This window comes from Candidatus Amarolinea dominans, assembly GCA_016719785.1.
Taxonomy (GTDB): domain Bacteria; phylum Chloroflexota; class Anaerolineae; order SSC4; family Amarolineaceae; genus Amarolinea; species Amarolinea dominans.
Genome location: JADJYJ010000010.1, coordinates 1 through 19,627, shown reverse-complemented (window position 1 = coordinate 19,627; position 19,627 = coordinate 1). Strand labels below are relative to the sequence as shown.

General features: G+C 63.4%; 19 protein-coding genes and 1 pseudogene. 10 read left to right on the top strand and 10 right to left on the bottom strand.

The features are described 5' to 3' along the window. Positions 1–9 precede the first annotated feature (9 nt). From IPM84_12925 to IPM84_12910, 4 genes are read left to right on the top strand one after another with little or no spacing between them, the layout of a single operon-like run. Positions 10–2,082 (top strand): hypothetical protein, encoded by a 2,073-nt coding sequence (locus IPM84_12925; protein MBK9093647.1) that lies wholly within the window; start codon positions 10–12, stop codon positions 2,080–2,082. A gap of 26 nt (positions 2,083–2,108) precedes the next feature. Continuing rightward, positions 2,109–2,612 carry a hypothetical protein gene (locus IPM84_12920; GenBank protein ID MBK9093646.1) on the top strand — a complete coding sequence of 168 codons (504 nt, stop codon included), beginning with the start codon at positions 2,109–2,111 and terminating at the stop codon, positions 2,610–2,612. Beyond that, entirely contained in the window at positions 2,576–2,767 is a 192-nt protein-coding gene (locus IPM84_12915; GenBank protein ID MBK9093645.1) for a hypothetical protein, read from the top strand. The genes IPM84_12920 and IPM84_12915 overlap by 37 nt, the downstream gene beginning before the upstream one ends. Then, on the top strand, positions 2,758–3,207 hold the full coding sequence (locus tag IPM84_12910; GenBank protein ID MBK9093644.1) for a two pore domain potassium channel family protein: 450 nt from the start codon (positions 2,758–2,760) through the stop codon (positions 3,205–3,207). Before IPM84_12915 ends, IPM84_12910 begins: the two co-directional genes overlap by 10 nt. Positions 3,208–3,570: 363 nt before the next feature. Here IPM84_12910 and IPM84_12905 read toward each other — a convergent pair whose 3' ends face one another. From IPM84_12905 to IPM84_12875, 7 genes are all read right to left on the bottom strand, one after another. Beyond that, positions 3,571–3,738 carry a hypothetical protein gene (locus IPM84_12905; GenBank protein ID MBK9093643.1) on the bottom strand — a complete coding sequence of 56 codons (168 nt, stop codon included), beginning with the start codon at positions 3,736–3,738 and terminating at the stop codon, positions 3,571–3,573. Between the two features lie 128 nt (positions 3,739–3,866). Then, entirely contained in the window at positions 3,867–4,481 is a 615-nt protein-coding gene (locus IPM84_12900) for a hypothetical protein (GenBank protein ID MBK9093642.1), read from the bottom strand. A gap of 88 nt (positions 4,482–4,569) precedes the next feature. Then, positions 4,570–5,157, bottom strand: coding sequence for an SRPBCC family protein (locus IPM84_12895; protein MBK9093641.1), 588 nt, complete (start codon positions 5,155–5,157; stop codon positions 4,570–4,572). A 163-nt stretch (positions 5,158–5,320) separates the two neighbouring features. Continuing rightward, entirely contained in the window at positions 5,321–6,139 is an 819-nt protein-coding gene (locus tag IPM84_12890) for a hypothetical protein (GenBank protein MBK9093640.1), read from the bottom strand. Next, positions 6,100–6,780, bottom strand: coding sequence for a recombinase family protein (locus IPM84_12885; protein ID MBK9093639.1), 681 nt, complete (start codon positions 6,778–6,780; stop codon positions 6,100–6,102). The genes IPM84_12890 and IPM84_12885 overlap by 40 nt, the downstream gene beginning before the upstream one ends. Positions 6,781–6,807: 27 nt before the next feature. Then, on the bottom strand, positions 6,808–7,017 hold the full coding sequence (locus IPM84_12880) for a hypothetical protein (GenBank protein ID MBK9093638.1): 210 nt from the start codon (positions 7,015–7,017) through the stop codon (positions 6,808–6,810). Positions 7,018–7,261: 244 nt separating this feature from the next. Further along, entirely contained in the window at positions 7,262–7,420 is a 159-nt protein-coding gene (locus IPM84_12875; GenBank protein MBK9093637.1) for an acetyltransferase, read from the bottom strand. Between the two features lie 381 nt (positions 7,421–7,801). Here IPM84_12875 and IPM84_12870 point away from each other — a divergent pair, with 381 nt between their 5' ends. From IPM84_12870 to IPM84_12845, 6 genes and pseudogenes are all read left to right on the top strand, one after another. Further along, positions 7,802–10,192 (top strand): right-handed parallel beta-helix repeat-containing protein, encoded by a 2,391-nt coding sequence (locus IPM84_12870; GenBank protein MBK9093636.1) that lies wholly within the window; start codon positions 7,802–7,804, stop codon positions 10,190–10,192. A gap of 1,164 nt (positions 10,193–11,356) precedes the next feature. Further along, positions 11,357–13,282, top strand: a complete 1,926-nt coding sequence (locus IPM84_12865) for a right-handed parallel beta-helix repeat-containing protein (protein ID MBK9093635.1) — start codon at positions 11,357–11,359, stop codon at positions 13,280–13,282. Beyond that, on the top strand, positions 13,242–13,814 hold the full coding sequence (locus IPM84_12860) for a hypothetical protein (GenBank protein MBK9093634.1): 573 nt from the start codon (positions 13,242–13,244) through the stop codon (positions 13,812–13,814). Before IPM84_12865 ends, IPM84_12860 begins: the two co-directional genes overlap by 41 nt. A 101-nt stretch (positions 13,815–13,915) precedes the next feature. Next, complete coding sequence (locus IPM84_12855) at positions 13,916–15,397, top strand: CAP domain-containing protein (protein MBK9093633.1); 1,482 nt, start codon at positions 13,916–13,918, stop codon at positions 15,395–15,397. Between the two features lie 153 nt (positions 15,398–15,550). Continuing rightward, positions 15,551–17,119 (top strand): ATP-binding protein, encoded by a 1,569-nt coding sequence (locus IPM84_12850; GenBank protein ID MBK9093632.1) that lies wholly within the window; start codon positions 15,551–15,553, stop codon positions 17,117–17,119. After that, positions 17,116–18,056 (top strand): annotated as a pseudogene (locus IPM84_12845) (NAD(P)H-binding protein). The gene IPM84_12850 and the pseudogene IPM84_12845 overlap by 4 nt, the downstream one beginning before the upstream one ends. A 42-nt stretch (positions 18,057–18,098) precedes the next feature. On the opposite strand, the gene IPM84_12840 reads toward IPM84_12845, so the two are convergent. Genes IPM84_12840 through IPM84_12830 form a run of 3 tightly spaced genes read right to left on the bottom strand, consistent with a single transcriptional unit; the run spans position 18,099 to position 19,609 of the window. Beyond that, the gene (locus IPM84_12840) at positions 18,099–18,377 is read right to left on the bottom strand and encodes a hypothetical protein (protein ID MBK9093631.1); all 279 of its coding nucleotides are present in this window, start codon (positions 18,375–18,377) and stop codon (positions 18,099–18,101) included. Between the two features lie 49 nt (positions 18,378–18,426). Next, positions 18,427–18,912, bottom strand: coding sequence for a hypothetical protein (locus IPM84_12835; protein ID MBK9093630.1), 486 nt, complete (start codon positions 18,910–18,912; stop codon positions 18,427–18,429). Then, complete coding sequence (locus IPM84_12830) at positions 18,872–19,609, bottom strand: hypothetical protein (GenBank protein MBK9093629.1); 738 nt, start codon at positions 19,607–19,609, stop codon at positions 18,872–18,874. The genes IPM84_12835 and IPM84_12830 overlap by 41 nt, the downstream gene beginning before the upstream one ends. Positions 19,610–19,627: the final 18 nt, after the last annotated feature.

The following is a 19,627-nucleotide window of genomic DNA, read 5'->3' as shown; positions in this document are numbered from 1 at the left end:
ATTCCGACGATGCAGATAGCCGTTGTCTATGGTTCCGTGATTCTTGCAGTTGTGCTCTTGCTCCTCTTGGTCCTCGTGCGCTCCGTCATGCGCTCTTATGTCAAAACGCCGGCCAATCGTTCGTTCGTGCGCACGGGCGGCCTGTCGCAAAAGGTCAATAACCCGCCCAAGGTGGTGATGAACGGCGGCGCCTGGGTGTTCCGGGCCATCCATGAAATCACCTGGGTTGACCTGGGCACGATGGCGATTGACATCGAACGCACCGAAAACAACGCCCTTCTCACCAAAGACCCGCAGTACGCGGACATCAAGGCCATCTTTTACGTCAAAGTCAACCCCACCGTCGAAGGTATCATTGACGCCGCGCGCACCATCGGCAGCAAGCAGGTGGATGTCAACGCGGTCAAGCAGCTGGTCGAAGCCAAGCTGGATGGCGCGCTGCGCGACGTGGCGGCCTCCTTCACGCTGATGAGCCTGCACCAGGAACGCGAGAAGTTCATCCAGGAGGTGCAGAATCGGCTCAAGACCGACCTGGAGGAAAACGGCCTGGTGCTCGAATCGGTGTCGGTGCTGACCCTGCGCGCCGCGCGGCAGGGATCGTTCGGCACCGATGATGTCTTCGGCGCCCAGGTGGCGCGCGCCAACGCCCAGGTCATTCAGCAGGCGCTGCGCGAGCGTAACGACATCGAACGCACCGCGGAGATCGAGATCAAGCAGCGCGATACCGACACCGCGCGGCTGCGACTCAACCTGGATCGTGAACTGGCCCTGGCGTCCGCCACCCAGTCACGCGAGGTGCGGACAAGCCAGGCGGTGGAAAAGGCGCAGGCCGAGCTACGCGAGTACGAGGAAATACAAAAATCGGAAGCGGCGCGCGTGGCCAAGGAACGGGCCGTGGCGCTGATGGAAATCGAGCGCGACCAACAGCTTGCCATCCAGAATGAGCGCAAACAGCAAGAGGTGATGGGGGCCGAGGTGACGCGACGCCAGGCCATCGAAATGGCAGAACAGCAGCGCCAGATCATCGTTCTGACCGAGCAGCAAAAACGCGAGGGCGCCGAGAAGGATCGCCTGCTGGTCTCGGCCGCACGCGAGGAGGCGGCGCAGGCGGTGGTGACGGTGCAGGCCACGCAGACAGCGCAGCGCGAAGCCAGAATCCGCGTGATCGAGGCCGAGCGCGAGGCGCAGAAAGCGGTCATCGAACAGAAGAATCGCATCGAGCTGGATGCGCTGCGCAAGCAGCGCGAGGCCGAAGCGCAGGCCAAAGCCTTGAAAGAGATCGCCGCGGCCGAAGCCGAAGCGGCGCTCAAACAGGCCGACACGCTGCGCACCCAAGCCCAGGCCGAGGCGGAGGCGTCGAAGTTGCGCGCGGAGGGCACGAAGGCGACCTCGTCGGCGGTCGGCCTGGCAGAGGCCGATGTCATGAAGGCCAAGGCCGATGCGGCCATGCGCGAGGCCGAGGCGATACGCGCCCGCGGCCTGGCCGAGGCCGAGAGTGCCAAGGCCAAGGCCGAGGCGCTGGCCGCGTTCGACGGCGTGGCGCAGCGCGTGGAAATGCTGAAGCTGCAACTGGATGCCCAGGTACGCATCGAGATCGCCAAGGCCCAGGCGCTTGGCTCGGCCCTCGCGTCCATGAATATCAAGCTGATCGGCGATCCGAACGCGGCCGCTTCCCTGCTGCGCCTGGTGACGCTGGCCGACGGCATCGGTGAAGTGATCAGGGCCGCGCCCGAGCCGGTGCGGGAGATTGGCCAGCAGTTGATCAACCGGGCGACTGGCGATCCAGCCGGCGATAGCCTGGTGCGCATGGCGGCTACGGAGAGCGGCAAGGCCGCGGCGCCGGGCACCAGCATCGAAGAACTGGCGGCCCTGGTGCCTGAGGTGATGCGTGTGGCCGAGAAGAGCGTGGACTTGAACAAGGTCAAGGGCAAGAGCCTGGGTGAGATTCTAGCCCTGGTGGGTCAGAAGGTGTCCGGCGACGAACGCACGCTGGTTGAGAAGGCGCAGCGGGCGTTGGCGCAGCTGCCGGTGCTCAACGACCTGCCCTTCGAGGACCTCTATCTGCGCATGGCAACCCATTGACCGGTCGCTGCAGGAGGTCATGAGCGATGAAGTTGAGGGCATGGCTGGCCGCGTGGTGGCAAACGATCCTGCGGGACCTGTTCGGCGAGGGCGATGAGGCCGGGGCGGACAGGCCGCGGGGATCAACGTCGCGCGACCGGGCGGCCGACGATCGCCTGAACGCCCTGCTCGCCGAGGCGCAAACCCGGCTGGATGACCTGCAGACGCAGCGCCACGCGGCCGTGGCCCGGCGCAAGCGCGTGGAGTTAGCCTGGCAAGCCGCCCTGGCCGAGGTCAACCGCCTGGATGCGGCGGTGGATGCTGCGCTACTGGCGGGCGAGGAGGACCAGGCGCGCCGGCACCTGGCCGCACGGCAACAAAGTCAGGCCCGCGTACAGGAGTGGGCAGAGCTGCAGCGGGCCTGCACCCAGGTTCTGGACGAGCTGACCGCGACGGCCCAAACCCAGGAGGCCCGCCTGCTTGAGGCGCGACGAAAGCGCGAGGCCCTGGAAACGTGGGAGAACGCACGGCCGGCGCCGTGGAAACGCTGACGCGGGCACAGCGCGAGCAGGATCATCGGACCGCGGAAATCCAGGTCGAGCTGCGCCGGCGTCAGGAGCAGATCGCCCAGGCTGAGGACCGCATTGCAGCCCGCCGCGAAGTGGCGCAGACGCGACCGAGGACCGAGGAATCATCATGGCGCTGACCCCAGAACAAGAGCAAGCGCTGACCGATTTACTGCGCCGGCTGCCGGCAGCATCCGCCAGCACGCCAACGCCGGCGCCTGATCTGTTGCAGACGTGGCTGGGCGTTTCGGGCGCTGATCTCGGAGCCACCTTGCAGTCTCTGCAGGCGCGCAAGACGCATGTCGAGGCGCGGCTCTTGGACTGGGTCGCGAAAAACCCGTTCGATGCAGCCGTGCAATTCCTCGGAGCGGCCGCGTGGGCCTTTTATCGCGCCGAACAACACGCCAACCCTAGAATCGCCACCTACACCGATGCCTTCTATTACATCGCCACCTGCGCCTCGGTGGGCTACGCCGACATCTTCGCGGTGACTCAGACCGGCCGGGCCATCGCCGCGCTGGTCATGATCATCGGCCCCGCGCTGACCAACCGCCTGCTCGACCAGCCGCGGCGCGATTGAGGCGCTTCGGCCAGCGCAGGGTTAGCGCTGTGCGCGGACAGGCGAGGTATACTGCAAGTGGGAATAGACTTCACTCTTCTGCCGGCGGAAACAGGCGCAATTCGTGCCCGCTTGCAGCATAGTTCAGCACTCTTTCGGTCAATCAATGGCTGATGCTCATCGTGCGCTCGCCTGCGGCCGCCGCCGGCTGAGCAGGTGCGTTCTGTCAGTCCCAGCGCGCGGCGATGTGTTCGGCGATGAACGCCGCATCGTCCCCGACACCCAACAGCAGAGCCAGTAGCTGGTTGCCAGCCCGGCCTGTCCACCGCCCACGATAACGGTTTCTATCGTCTGATGGGCCATGCCCCGCCCCCAATCAATTCGTCAAGCCACGCTGACGATCGCGCCGTCGTGCCATTCGGGGTCAGCCAGCAGCAAGGCGCGCAACTGCATGAAGCGCTCGCTCTGCTCCGGGCTTTGGGCGTTGGCCCAGTAGGCCTCCTTGCTCTCGAACACAGCCACCAGGAACAGCTCGCCGGGGTCGGCGTCCATCTGGTAAACGCAAGCGTGACCTGACCGGGCGCCACGCCCATGCTGTCACCCAACGCCTTCAATTCCTCGATCCTGGTCGGGTCAATTTTGATCCGTGCAATCGTGCCGTACATGGTTTCTTGCTCCTATCAATTTGGTTTTTCGAGGCGAGATGCTCGTAGGCTCAGGCCCAAGAGCAGGTACCACAGCGGGTTGACGACGAAGCCGGTCAGCGCGGCCGGCAGCAGCACCAGCGGGCTGGTGGGCGTCAGCACGATCAACCGGCCCAGGTAGACCACGATCAGCAGCGCGCCGAGCAGGAATGTCAACGCGCCAAAGCCAGGGGAGAAGCTCAGATGACGGCGCATGAGGCTGCCGGCGATCAGCACGGCCAGGCCGGCCACGCCGAAGGTGAGCAGGCCGCGCGGGTCAATCTGGCTGGGCAGGGCGGCCACAGCGGCCGGCAGCTCTCCCGGTGGATTGAGGACATTCGCCAGGTCGTAGCCGCCGTGAATGGTGGCCCCCACGGCCGAGATGGCGCCCAGCATCAGGCCGAGCATGGCAACCTGCGCATCGGCCTCGCCCAGCCGCTCGAACAAGGCCACCAGGGCCACGAGCGACAACAGGCCGCCAATGAGCAGGCACAGCGAGTAGAGCAGCGCGTTCTGGAGGACGACGAACGCCACAGAGTACAGCAGCCCGATCAGCGCGGCCGCGATGGCCGCCAGGCCGGCGGCGCGGTCGAAAGCGGACGATGCGTTCATAGATGATACCTCGTTACCAGGATATTGAAGATGGCGCTTGCGGCCATTCGACAGGTCTTGCGCGGAGGCGCCGCCCTGACTGCGCACCTCAGGCCTGGCTGGCCGTCGAGGCCAGGCTTGCAGGGGCGCAGTCAGTAAGGCGGACAGCCCTTTCGCGGCCCCACGCCATGACGATGTCGTGGTTCCAGGCGAAGAACGGTCGCGCGAGCGGCGCCAGGAGATTCATCCAGCGCTTGGTGGTCGTCACGTTCCAATCGTAGCGCGCAGTCGTGATGCCATTGGCTTCGCTGAAGGTCCAGTAACCGGTCCCTTCCAACTCGCCTGTGGCGCGGCCCTCGATGCGCCGGAACGGTTCGATGCAGGTTGTCTCCATCACGAAGGTGAGACGATAAGGCAGCTTGCTCTTCCAGGTGTAGTGGTGGGCGGCGCCGATCCCGCGGCTGTCCCCGCGGCGCAGGCGGACGACCGCCTCGACCCCCCGCCACCACTGCGGCCATCGCTCAACCTCGGTAATCGCCGTCCAGATGGGGGCAACCGGTGCGGCGAGTTGCCAGATGGTGGTAAAAGAATAGTATACGCGGGCTGTCAACAGACCGGCCAGGCTGGCGTCGAGAACGGCGGCATGAGTGTTGGGATTGGAATTGGAAAGCGGTCTCTCGGCGCCTGGGTTCGTCATGATTGCATCTCCTGCCGGTGATTGACATCGGCCTCGTACCGATCATCAGTGACCCCAGGATACACGCGAATGATGCTCTGTGAACAGATCGAACAGTGCTCACTTCTTGTTCATTTTTCGGAAAGCGCGCGCTTTCCTGCACCACGCCCTTGTGTAAAAATCGTTATTCAACGCAAAGACGTTGTGGTTTCAAACGACAATCATCATCGGTCGGGACGATGTGCTTGATCACGATTTCATTTTTTCCGACAACAACGTGATCAATTAACAACCGAATCACTTCCTGTTGTAAATCCGGGCTGGGATTTGCAAGGTTTTCCTGGATACGCTGGCAATATTGCTGGAAATCTTCGATCAATTCCTGCTTGATTTGTTCGGACTTGGCCTCTTGCTCGATTTGCAGAAGGCGCGTTTGAATGTTTTTTTGCTCCTCATCCAGACGTTGTTTGCGCACCAGGTAGGATGGCTTTTCGATCTGCTCATCTTGGTACAAGTCCAGCAGACGTTCTTGCTGACGGTCGAGCGATCGCAAGCGATTTTCCAACCGCTCTTTCTCACCTTGCTCGATGTTGGCAGCTTCATCGCAGCCCCACGCTTGGGAAATCAGTTTGGGATTTTTCAAAAGCTCCACCACTGCGTTCCAAACCAGGGTTTCAACGGTGTTGCCGTCAATGCGGCAGGTATGCTCAGGCGTATCGGGGGCACGGTGAACACCGCCATAGCCACAGCCAGGAAAAATAGCCATTCCCAGCGGGGCGGTGAGTGTATGGCTAAAAGTGGCGCAAATCAACAAGCCGCGCAGGAGATAGCGGTGGTTGCGATTGTTGCGCATTGAGAATCGCTGGTTCGTTTTCAGTCGTTCTTGTGCCATGCGCCAGATATCCTTGTCCAAAATGCTGGGGACGGGAATGGCAATCCATTCTTCTGTGGGGCGAAGCATACTCACCGGGCAAAGACGCTTGCCATGCCCAATTTTACGCAATCGCCCCACCTCATGATACACCTTTTCGGTGCGATTGTAGTAAGCCAATCCGGTATATTGGGTTTGTCGCAGGATGTTTCAATCAGGCTACTGCGCCAGCACTTCCCGCGACGCGGTTGGAGGCCGTCTCGATTCAAGCGATCTGTGATTTCTTGAATAGTCATCGGCTCGGATTGGGTATACCAGGCGTAAATTTGACGCACGACCCTGGCTTCTTCGGCATTGATTTCCCAACGCCCGCCTTCCCTCCCTGTTTTGGGCACGTAATCATACCCATATGGGGTCTTTGGGTTGACCATTGCTCCCTGACGTGCGCAATGCAGACGCCCTCGCCGCATCCGTTCGGCAATCACAGCCCGTTCATACTCGGCAAACAACCCTTGAATGCCGAACAACAGTTGGCTCTGCGGGCTATCGCTCACCGGAGGCTGGTTCACAAACAACATTTGTATCCCGGCTTGCCGAAATTCTTCCAGCAGAAGCACCTGCAACATGTACACCCTTGCCAACCGATCTGGACTCAGGCAGATCACCACCTGGTAACAGCCTTCACCTTCTCGGTCTCGTAACCGATCCAGCGCCGGACGATCCAATTTCGCCCCGCTCACCGCCTCGTCCAGAAAATACAAGTCCTTTCGCAAGGCGTACCCTCGTGGGTGGGACATTCTTCAATCGCCGCCACCTGGCTGGCTATCGTGGCCTCCTCTTCCTGGCGTTGCGTCGAAACACGGGCATACAACGCAGCTGTCTGTTTCATTACGAACCTCCTTCGGCTCTGTTTCTTGACTCAATTTCTGATAAGCGGCTTTCAGTCTGTGCATGGCATCTCGATGGGCTTGGCGTTCCATCCGTACTCGCCATTCTGTTTTTGCTTTCATTGGCTGCCTCCTGAATTTCGCCTCATGACTTTATTCAGGATAGCACATTTCAGCCACCGTAACTTCAGCGTTCTCGCTTGCGCCCGAAACAGATAGGAAGTTCTATTCGATTGTCAAAGTGCAAGTCCCTTCTCTTCACCACCTTCTTGTCGTTTGTAACCATAACGCCAAGTCGCAAGGACGCGAAGGGCGCTATCGAGACCATTCTCACTGCCTGGCTGAGCAGTTACGGCGGCACGCATACTCAGGTCTCAGCGGCAGGAGCCTGCATGGCCTCCAGCGCGCATTCCCAGGCGCCTTCATGGCACAGGCCATCGGCTCGAGCGCGTTCGTAGGCCGCCAACCCCGCCTGCAAGCGCGCCTCGCTCAAGACGACAGCCAGCGCGCTGTCACCCGTTGTCAACTGGTCGCTGACCAGGGCTAATCGCTCTCTGATCGTCGCTCGTCTCTCGTTATCCATGGTGTATCGCCTTCGAGCGCGAGTGTTTCATCTTTTCCTCCTTCTTGCACCGGTCCGGATCGTGGGAGTCACTCGAACCGCGCCGATTCTGCCTAAAACCCACATTTGGGGTTGCTGTCCATCTCCAACCCGACTTGACTTAATTCGGTATTAGTGCTATACAAGTCCGTAAATTATCTCTCACACAGAATGCTCCTTTCCGCCTGCCGCCATGAGGCAGTCAGATTTCTTCATCGCTCTGTCAAACAACTCCAAAATACGCGGCAACTACCGACGGCGGATTGTGCAGTGAGTGTAGCATAAGCCCTGGGAAAGATGGTGATCATGAACACGATGATAAGATACATGCCGCTGCGATACACCTTGCTGCGCCTGGCTGCCCGCGCCGGGCACATTGCCTTTACTCTGGCGATCTCCCTCATGTTGACATTCACCGCAGGTTCGCAGTCTGCGGCGGAAGGGCCGCGTCGAACCGCACCCATCCCGGCTCCCGCTGGCCTGCAGACGACCTTCGTCGTCCGCGGCGCTTCAGCGCCGGCGTCGAAGAAGACCGCGCCCGGCGCGGTTGTCGTCTCCTCGTCGGCGCCCCTCGCCTACGCCTCAACCTGGGCCGATGGCGTTCGGGCCGCGACGGTCGTTGGCGGCATTCCCGCGACCGCGCGCCTGCTCTCGGCGCTTCAATCAACGCAGCCAGCGGCCGCCCAATCTGCCGCGCCCCAGGGCTACATCGTGCGCAACGCCAACCCCGACGGGCCAGACTCGCTCTACGCCGCCATTTATCTTGCCAACGCCAACCCCGGCCACGACGACATCACCTTTGCCATTGATCCGCCTGGGCCGCACACGATTTTCATGCAGGGGCCGGGGCTGCCGGTCATCACCGATCCGGTGACCATTGACGCGACCACGCAGCCCGGCTGGAACGGCGCCCCGGTCATCGAGCTGGACGGCACCCCGTCCTACCAGGCCAATGGGCTTGAGATCCGGGCAGGTTCCACCACGGTGAAGGGGCTGGCGATCAACCGCTTCCAGGTTGGAATCTTCATTCTGGACGGCGGCGGCAGCATCATTACCGGCAACTATATCGGCGTTGGTCTGAGCGGCACGCAAGCGAAGGGCAACGCGCTTTCGGGCATCGAGATTCGCGGCTCCCCCAACAACCGCGTAGAGGGGAATGTCATCAGCGCCAACCATACCGGCGTGTTCATCAACGGCGCGACGACCGGCAACCGGATCTATGGCAACTACGTGGGGACGAACAAGACGGGCGACCAGGCGCTAGGCAACAGCCCTGGCGCGGGGGTCAGCATTCAAGCCGCGAATGAGAACTACGTAGGGGGGGCCGCGGAGGGACAGGGAAACCTGATCTCCGGCAACACCAATGGCGTTTTGCTCTACAACGGGACCGCGGGCGTCTCTATTCAGAACAACGGGATCGGCTTGACGAGCTCGGGCCTCGCCGCCCTGCCGAACACGAGCTACGGCATCGTGTTCCAGGGCGCCAACGGCAACGACATCGGCGGCGATACGGAGGAGGAAGGCAACGTGGTCTCCGGCAACGGGAACGTTGGCATCTATCTGTATGCCGGCGCCAACGGGAACCGCATCCAGGGCAATAGAGTTGGGCTGCAATGGGGCGCAGGGCTTCTGGGCAACGGCAGCGCCGGCATCGCCATCGCGAATAGCTTCGACAACCAGGTTGGCGGCACGGCCGACGGCGCGGAGAACGTGATCGCGGGCAACGCCGGCAGCGGCGTGCATATTTCGGGCACATCGGCGGGCAATCACGTGCTCGGCAACCTGATCGGCGCCGTGCCGTTCGCCCACCCTGATCCGGGCAACGCCGGCCATGGGGTCGAGATCAACGGCGCCAGGGAAAACACGATCGGCGGGACGACCGCGGCCGAAGGCAACGTCATCTCCGGCAACAAGTTGGATGGCGTGTGGATCGGCAACGGCGCCAGAGATAATCGTGTCCAGGGCAACTTCATCGGCCTGACCGGCGCCGGGGGAGCGCTGGGCAACTATTTGCACGGCATCGAGGTGGCGGACGCTGGCGTCAACTTCATCGGCGGGCGCAGCGCCACGCCGGGCGCCGCCCGGCAACGTGATTGCGGCCAACGGCAGCGCCGCGGCCGGCAGTGGGGTCGGCATTGTTCTACACGGGACCACGACCGGCGTCGAAATCAAGGGCAACCTGATTGGCACGAACAGCGCGGGGAGCGCCAACCTGGGCAACCGCAACGCGGGCGTCGCGCTGGTTGGTTCCGACACAGCCTCCAACCTGGTCGGCGGCGAGGATCGCGAGTCGCGCAACGTGATTGCGGGCAACGGTCGCAGCGGTGTGCTGCTGAGCGATCGCGCGGTCAGCAACCGCATCTACGGCAACTTCATCGGCCTGGCCGCGGATGGCACGACGGTGGTGCGCAACGGCCAGCACGGCGTCTCGCTCGAGAACGCGTCCAGCAACTTCATCGGCGCGCCGGCCAACCCCGCCGGCAGCGCGCCCGGCAACGTCATCGCGGGCAACGGCGATGGCAGCCAGGGCAACGGCGTGGGCGTGTTCGTCAGCGCCGGCTCGACGCTGAACAAAATCGAAGGCAACGTCATCGGCGCGGACGCCACCGCCACGCTGGCGCGGCCCAACCGGCTCAGCGGCGTGATTTTGGACGGCGCGGGCACGCGCACCAACCAGGTGGGGCGGGTTGCGGTTGATGGGGGCAACATCATCGTCGGCAACGGGCTGGATGGCGTGACGATCCAGAACGGCGCGGCAGAGAACATCATTTACGGCAACGCCATCGGCGTCAATACCGCCAACGCCCGACTGGGCAACGGACGCCACGGCGTGGCAGTTTACAGCGCGGGCAGCGATCTCAATCTCATCGGCGGGTCGGCCGCGTTCCAGGGCAACATCATCGCGGCCAACAGTCAGGACGGCGTGCGTCTGGCGGAGGCTGCAGCGCGCAACAAGGTGCAGGGCAACAGGATTGGCATGGACGCGAGCGGGACGACGGCATTGGGCAACGGCCAGAGCGGCGTGGTCGTGGACGCGGCAAATACGAACACCATCGGCGGGCCGGGCGTCGGAGAAGGCAATGTGCTTTCCGGGAACGGCCAATACGGCATCAGCCTGCAGAACGGCGCCACCCAAAATACCGTGGCCGGCAATCGTATCGGCACGGATGCGGCCGGCGCGACGGCCAGGGGCAACGGACTCAGCGGGGTGCAGATCAACGCGGCGAACGACAACACGGTTGGCGGGGCTACGGCAACCCGCGGCGCGGCGCCCGGCAATCTGATCTCCGGCAACGTGCAGGACGGCGTGATTCTGGCGGGCGGCGCCACGCGCAACAGGCTGTTGGGGAACATCATCGGCGCGGACGCGACCGGCGCCAGACGGCTGCCCAACGGCTTTCACGGCGTCGAGATCACCGGTGCGCCCGGCAACACCGTCGGCGGGTCGAACAACCCGCCGGCCGCGCTCGCGGGCAATCTGATCTCCGGCAACGGCGACGGCGCTGAAGGCCACGGGGTGGGTGTGCTCATCTCGTTGGCCGCCGCCAACAGCTCGGTGCAGGGCAACCTGATCGGCACGGACCTGGCCGGTGAGAACGCGCTGCCCAATCTGCTCAGCGGCGTGCTGCTGACGGACGCGGGAACGAACACCAATCAGATCGGCGGAACGGGGTTCGACGTCGAGAACATCATTTCGGGCAACATGCTCGACGGCGTCGCCATCCAGAGCGGCGCCGCGGAAAACCGGGTGCAGGGCAACATCATCGGGCCGAATCGAACCGGGGCGCGGGTGCTGGGCAATGGGGCCAATGGCGTGAAGATCTTCGACGCGCCGCGCAATTCGATTGGCGGGAGACGACCGTGATGGGGTCGGCGCCGGGCAACACCATCTCCGGCAACGGGCTGATCGGCGCGCAAGGGCACGGCATTGCGATTGCCGGCCCCAATGCCATGGGCAATGTCGTGCGGGGCAACCTGGTTGGCACGGACGCGACGGGCACACGGGCCCTGGGCAACGGCCTGAACGGCGTCTATCTTCAAGGCGCGCCGGGCAACACCATCGGCGGCGAAACGTTGGTCGGCATCGCCTCGCCGCGCAACGTGATTGCAGCCAACGGCCAGGCGGGTGTGAAGATCGAAGGCGCGGGCGCCAGCGGCAACAAGGTGCTGGGCAATTCCATCGGCGTGAACGCGGCGGGCACGGTCGCTCTGAGCAACGGGAGTGATGGCGTCGTCGTGCAGGGTGCGCCGGGTAACATCATCGGCGGAGCAGCGGCGCCGGCGGGCGCGCTGCCCGGCAATGTCATCTCTGGCAACAGCGGCAACGGCGTGGGCATCTATGGCACGGCCGCCAGTGGCAACAAAGTGCTGGGCAACCTGATCGGCCCGGACGCGGTGGGCGCGGCCAGTTTGGGCAACACCCGTGCGGGCGTGGCCGTTGACAGCGCCAGTGGCAACACCATCGGCGGGCCGCGCAGCGGCGCAGGCCCTCAGCCGGGCAACGTCATCTCCGGCAACGGCGAGGACGGCATCCAACTGACGCGGCCGGGCGCAACCACAAATACCGTGCAAGGCAATTTCATCGGCGCCGCAGCGGACGGAACGAGCGCGCTGGGGAATGATGGTCATGGCGTTTTCTTCACCCTGGGCGCGAGTGAGAACGACATCGGCGGCGCGGGAGCGGGCGAAGGCAATGTCATCGCCCATAACGCCGGGGCGGGCGTCTTCGCCGATTCTGGCCGGACCAACACCTTCGCGGTCAACAGCATCTTCGCCAACGACAGCCTGGGCCTCGACCTGGCGCCGGCCGGGGCGACGGCCAACGACAGCGGTGACGCGGACGATGGCCCCAACCGCCTGCAGAACTTCCCGCTGCTGCTGACCCTCTCCGCCAACCGCAAGACCCTGACCGGCTCCATCAACAGCCAGCCCTCGCAGAGCTATCGGCTGGAATTCTTCGCCAGCCCCACCTGCGATCCTTCGGGTTACGGCGAGGGTGGGACGTTCCTGGGCGCAACTACGGCCACCACCAACGCCTCGGGCAATGCCGCGTTCTCGGCCACCTTCGTCAATGCGGTGCCGGCCGGTGACCAGATGACGGCCACCGCCACGGACCCCAACGGCAACACCTCGGAGTTCTCGCGCTGTTTCGACGGCGCGACCCCGATCGTAGATGCCATCGAACCGGCGTCAGCCAGCGCGGGCATCAACGTCGAAGTCACCATCCTGGGCTACTTCTTCCAGCCCGGCTTGCAGGCGGCGGTGGGGTCGAGCATCGTGCAGGGCCTTCAGCACTTGCCCGACGAGACAGCGCCGCCCTTCCGCGCGCGCGTGCGCGGAACGCTGGTCGCGGGCCTGGCGCCAGGCGCGCGATGTAACCGTGACCAATCCCAACGGCCGGGCAGGCGTACTCGCCCAGGGATTCACCGTGCGGTCGGATGTCAGCCGCGGGCTGGGCGCGGCCACCGTCACCTACGGCCCCTACACCTGGCGCGGGGTGACTTCAGCCAACTATCCCTTCGTGGTCTCATGTGTACCACACGCAAGCATCACAGTCGAGGAGCCGATCTACGGCGACCCGCCGAGCAGCGTCACCCTGGTGGACAGCCAGGGCAACCTGCTGGGCGTCATGACCCGTGTGTCCAATTTTTCCGGCGGCGGACTCTACCGCGGCGCGGCGAGCATCCCCAACACGGCCCTGGGCGTCGTCGTGACCAAGCGGGTCGTCTGGTCCGATGGCGTCACCATGACCGAGACTGTGCTGAGCGGCCGGCTGGCCTGCATTGATCCGGCCGGCAAGGTCTTCGATGCCAGCACGAGCGCCCCCTTGCCAGGCGCGGTGGTGACGCTCTACCAGCGCGACCCGGTCACGGGCGACGCGATCTGGAACCCGGCCCTTTCCGGGCAGCTCAACCCGCAGGCCACGAACAGCGACGGTCGCTACGGCTGGCAGACGTCAGCGGGCAGCTTCTACGTGCTGGCCGCCAAGCCCTGCTTCGCCGACGCGCAGAGCCGCACCGTGACCGTACCGCCGCCGGTGACGGACCTGGACATCGGCCTGACCCCGCGCGCCTGCTCGCCTGTGCAGATGGCCGCGGTCGAGGTGACGGACGGCGCGGGCAATCCAGCGGTTGCACTGACGCCCGGCGCGTCCATCCGTCTGCGCGCGGTGATCAGCAATACCGCCAGCAGCGCCGGCCGCGTGGGGCAGGATGTGACCGCGACCTACAGCCTGATCCTGGTGGATGCGCGCGCCAGGCGATCCCGGCGCTCTCCGAGAGCGGCACGCGCACGCTGGCGCCCGGCGCCAACACGCTGACACTGGAAGGGCGACTGCCCACCTCGCCGGAAGGCGAGTACACCTTCGGCGTCCGCGTGAGCTTCGACCAGCAGACCAGCTTCCAGGCGGCCCGGTTCCGGATGCAGTCGCCACGCCTGTATCTGCCGCTGTTGCGGCGTGCGGGCGGGGGCGGCCCCACGCCAACGCCCACGCGCACTCCCACGGCCACGCCAACCACGACCAGCAACGATTTTGTGCGCCGGGTCATCGAGCTGAGTAACGCCGCGCGCAGCCAAAACGGCCTGCCGCCGCTGCAAACACAGACCAACCTGGGCAATGCGTCCGCCTGGTTCGCCGGGGACATGGCGGCGTATAACTACATCAGCGCCAACCACATTGATCGCCTGGGCCGTGACATGACCACGAGATTGGTCGGCTTCGGTTACTCGCCGCACTACACGATTGCTGAGAATATCGCCTGGGGGCAGGACTCAGCCGAAGCAGTGGTGAATGCCTGGCTGAACAGCCCGCCCCATCGCGCCAATCTCCTCAATCCCCTGGTCTGCGAGATTGGCGTCGGCTACGGCTACAACGCAGCAAGCACTTACAAACATTACTGGGCGCAGGACTTCGGCTGCCGTTCTGGCGCGGCCACCGCGACCGTCACGCCGACCGCCGCCGCTTCCAGCACGCCCACGCGCACACCGACCGCGACGCGTACCCCGACGCGCACGCCCACCGCGTCCGCAGGCACACCGACCGCCACGCCCACCGCGTCCGCAGGCACGCCGACCAGCACACCGACCGCCACGCGCACCCGCACGCCGACCGTCACGCCCACGCGCACGCCCACCGCGTCCGCGGGCACGCCGACCAACACACCGACCGCCACGCGTACGCGCACGCCCACCGCTACCCCCACAGCCACAGCGTCTGCCAATGGCATCTACGGTCGGGTCACCTCGCACGGCGCGGCCGCGGGCGGTTTACGGCTGGACCTCCGGCGCTGGAACGGCGATGATTGGAGCACACAGGCCGCGACGATAACGGCCGCAAACGGCAATTATCTCTTCGTCGGCGCGCCGGCGCTGACCGCGGACGAGTTCTACGCGGTGCGCTATCTGAACACCCCCGACGACCCCAACCCTGGCGAGGGGTATCTGTGGAGCTGGTGGGGCAACCGGCTGGCCGCCTACACCGCAGGCGCGACGGCCTGGGGCGGAGACTTCGACGTGGCCGATGTCGCACTGGTCTCGCCAGAGGATGGGGCCGAGATCACGCTGCCGGCGCAGTTCTGCTGGACCCCGCGCGGCGTAGCCACCGACACCTACCGGCTGGCGCTCTACAACTGGCTGACCGGCGAAACCGCCACGACGGCCTTCCTGGGCAACGTGGCTTGCGTCAACCTGACGGGCATTCCCGCCGGCTGGCCGTCAGGCGAAGTCTACATGTGGTGGGTTGAAGTGGGGCAAGGCCCGGACCCGAATGCGACGCCGTACAACGTCGGCGCCTCGCAGGGCGACCGCCTGGTGACCATCAACCACAGCGGGCTGGCGGGCCGCGGGGCCATTCCGACGCCGTCCTGGTGGCCGGCGTCGGTGGCGAGCGCCGGGCGACCCTAATTCACTCGGCGGCGGCAGTCAGTGCGGTTGCCTGCTTGATGACCTGTTTTCTGTGGATGGAATACCCGCACGATACAGATCATAACGATGCGAATCAACCCCGATCGTGAGGGTGATTTCCAACTTCTGACGCAATTGTGCTACAATACCGCCATGCAAAAGCTGCCGATCGGTATCCAGTTCTTCGACTCGCTGCGCGAAGGCAATTTCCTCTACGTTGACAAGACCGAGCAGATCTACCGGCTGATCAACACAGGAACCTTCGTCTTCTTATCGCGGCCGCGACGTTTTGGCAAGTCGCTGCTGGTCTCCACGCTGCAGCATCTCTTCCAGGGACATCGTGAGCTTTTCCGCGGGCTTTGGATCGAAGACAAGGTTGACTGGCGGCCGCGCCCGGTGCTGGTGATCAACTTCAACGATCTGGACTATCACGAACAGCCGTTGGAGCGAGCGCTGACCAATCACCTGGATCGCCTGGCCGCCGAGCATCAGGTTCAACTGCAGGCTGAACACTACAAAGATAAATTCCAGGAACTGATCGTCTGCCTGTCAGCCGAGCAAAAAATCGTTCTGCTCATTGACGAATACGACCGGGCTATCACCGACCTGTTGGAGAACGAGCAGAAGGTGGCCGAGCATATCGCCACCCTGAAAAATTTCTATTCGGTGCTGAAGACCACCGCGGCCAACCATATCCACTGGACTTTCCTGACCGGTATCTCCAAGTACGGCAAGCTGTCGCTCTTTTCCGATCTGAACAACCTGCTCGACATCACCCTGGACGAGCGTTTTGCCACCCTGGTCGGCTATACGCAGGAGGAACTGGAGCGCTACTTCCCCGACCGCATCGAAGCCCTGGCCGCACGCTTCGCCGTCAGCCGGGCGGAGATGGTGGAGGCCATCCGCTTCTGGTACAACGGCTTTTCCTGGGATGGCAAGCAGACGCTCTATGTGCCCTTCTCCACGCTGGTCTTCTTCGAACTGCAGAGCTTCGAGAATCACTGGTTCGCCACCGCCACGCCCAGTTTCTTGATCAAACTCCTGCGCAGCAACCAGGTGGCCGCCTATGAACTGGACGAAATCTATGCCGACAACCGGTTGCTCGATTCGGCCGACGTGAATCACATAGATGCGGTCTCCCTGCTATTTCAGACCGGCTATCTCACCATTCGAGAGAGACTGCCCTCTGTCGCTGGCACCGAATACCGGCTTGGCTACCCCAATCACGAAGTGGCACAGGCTTTCAGGCAATACTTGCTGGCGGATTATCTGGGGCCACGGGTAGGCGCCCTTCCATCTTCCTTGACAGGCAGGCTGCAGAAGGCGCTGCGCCGGGATTCCATCGCCGAATTTGTGCTGATCCTCAATTCGGTCTTTGCCAGCATTCCTCACACCATTCATCTTCCGCTGGAAGCCTACTACCATTCACTGGTCTATCTGATCCTCAGCGTACTTGGCTTCGAGGTGAACGCCGAAGAGGTCATGGCGCATGGCCGTATAGACGCGGTGCTGGAACTGCCCAACAGAATCTACATCATCGAATTCAAGATGACCAGCGCGCAGGTTGCGCTCGATCAGATTCGGGCGCGCGGTTACGATCAGCCCTACCGCGCCAGCGGCAAACCGGTGGTGCTGATCGGCATTGCCTTCGACAAGGAAAAACGCGCCATAGGCGACTGGAAGTCAGAACCGGCGGCTGAACAAAGTCAGAGGAATCAATGACAGAAGCTCGCATCCACGCCGTCACCGGCGTGTTCGGCTATTCCGGCAAGCAGCATTGCGCAACGTCTGCTTGCCCAGGGCCAGCCGACGATCACTCTCACCAACTCGACCGACCGCCAACGCGTTCGGAGGCCGGCTGCGGATTTACCCGTTCCACTTCGACCGGCCTGACGAGCTGGCGCGCTCGCTGCAGGGGGTCGAGGTGCTCTACAACACCTATTGGGTACGTTTCAACCACCCGCTCTTTCGCCACGCGGACGCAGTGCGCAATACACTCGTGCTCTTCGAGGCGGCCAAACGCGCCGGCGTGGCGCGGATCGTGCATGTGAGCATCACCAACCCCTCGGAGGACTCGCCGCTGGAGTACTTCAGCGGCAAGGCCCGGCTGGAGCGGGCGCTGATCGAGTCAGGTCTGTCGTATGCCATCCTGCGGCCCACGGTGCTTTTCGGTAAGGAGGACATCCTTATCAACAACATCGCCTGGCTGCTGCGCCGCCTGCCCATCTTCGGCGTCTTCGGCGACGGCGCCTACAAGCTGCAACCGATCTACGTGGATGACCTGGCTGCCCTGGCCGTGGTGCAGGGCGCGGCGCGGGAGAACGCGATCATTAACGCCATCGGCCCCGAAACGTTCACCTACCGGGAGATGGTGGGGACCATCGGCCGCTTGATCGGCGCACGGCGGCCGGTGATCGGCATGCCGCCGGCCGTGGGCTACTGGGTCGGTCGTGCGGTTGGCGCGCTGGTCGGCGATGTGACCATCACGCACGAGGAGATCGCCGGACTGATGGCGAATCTACTCTATGTGGATGCCCAACCGGCCGGCGCAACCGCGCTCAGCGCGTGGATCGCGACCCATGCTGACACCTTGGGCCGGCGCTACACGAGCGAATTGGCGCGGCGTCAGGATCGCGTGGCCGCGTATCGAAGCAATTGAGATGCGACTTGAGAGGTTATACCGCCTTGATCAGTGGTGTACCTACTTCAGCCCCAACGCAGGCATAGGAGCAATTTCCTCGCTATACAACCAGCTATCGAAGAACGCCCCTAATTCCTGTCCGCTGACCTCTTCCGCCACGGCGATAAAATCGGCAGTCCTGACATTGCCACCCTCGAAGCGGTCAAAATAGGTTCTCAGAATAGCGAAGAAGGCCTCATCGCCGACCTCGATCCGCAGCGCGTGCAGTCCCAGCGCCCCCCAGGCGTACACCCCGCCGTTGAACAGGCTGTCAGCCGCGGGTTTGCCCGGCGGGGTCATCTTCTCGCGGGACTCAACGACATGCTCGTATCGGTCTCTGACCCACGCATCAAGAGCTTCGCTTCCCTGTGTGTTCAACCCACAGCCCCTCCGCATAAGCCGCAAAGCTTTCATTCAGCCAGATGTCGCTCCAATCCGCCAGACTGACGCTGTTTCCAATCCATTGATGCGCGACTTCGTGAGCGATGATCCGCTCAGCGGACGAGATGTCCTCAAGATTGATTATGTCAACGCCGAAGATCGCCATCGTCTGCGCTTCCAGGGCGGTACCAACCTCCGTATTCATCACCACCGAACCATACACCTCGAAGGGGTACGGGCCGAAAATTTCGCCAAAGAAGGCGAGCATCTCCGCCTGGCGGGCGAAAGGTGCGCGTATCGCTGCGTCCAATCCCACCGCATAGTAGTTGCGAATTGGTATCCCATTCGGGCCTTCCTCGGTTTCGACTTCGAACTCGCTGATGTTCACCGTGGTCAGATAACTTGGTATCGGATCACGGGCTTCCCACAAAGGTGGTGGAATCGCCGTGATCAATCGTGTCAGCCAGCACTCCATTCGCCGCAACCGCGAAGGGTTTGGGCACGGTGACGCGGAAGGTGTAGGTCGCTTTGTCCAGGGGATGGTCGTTCACCGGGTAGTAATTGGCAGCGCCGTCGGGTTCGCTCAACACGAAGCTTCCCCGGCCAAAATTCACCCAGCCGGTCGGCACAGGGATCGCAACCGATTCAATCGCTTCAGGTGCGCCGTGGTAGGTTACCTCGACCGTGAAGAGCTCGTTTGCGTCAAGTGGCGTTGCCGGCGTGATCGTCAGTTCTTGCCCGCTGCGGCTGAACTCGGCTGGCTGACCATCCACGGTGATGCCCGCGATGGTGAAACCGATGAAGTCCAGGTTGAAAGCGCTCAGATCTTGTGTCGCCTTTGCTTCGATGGTAGCAACGCCGTTTAGGGTACTGGCGCCAACATCACTGACGGTCAAGTCAAGGCGATAATGCTGGACATCATAGCCGCCATTACCGAAGCCGGGATACAAGGAGTCGCCGAGGCCAGACGCCCCGGACTTTGGTCCAGAGCCAGGTGTTGGCGGAGCGGGTGGTGGGGTCGGCGCTGGCGGCTCTGGTGTTTGAGCCGGAGCTTCGACGACCGAAGTGGGTATGGCGCTTCCACATCCAGCCAAGAACAACATCACCAGGGTCACTGCCATAGCCTGCTGCAAAACCTGTTTCCAGTTCATGGTTGTCTCATTTCATTC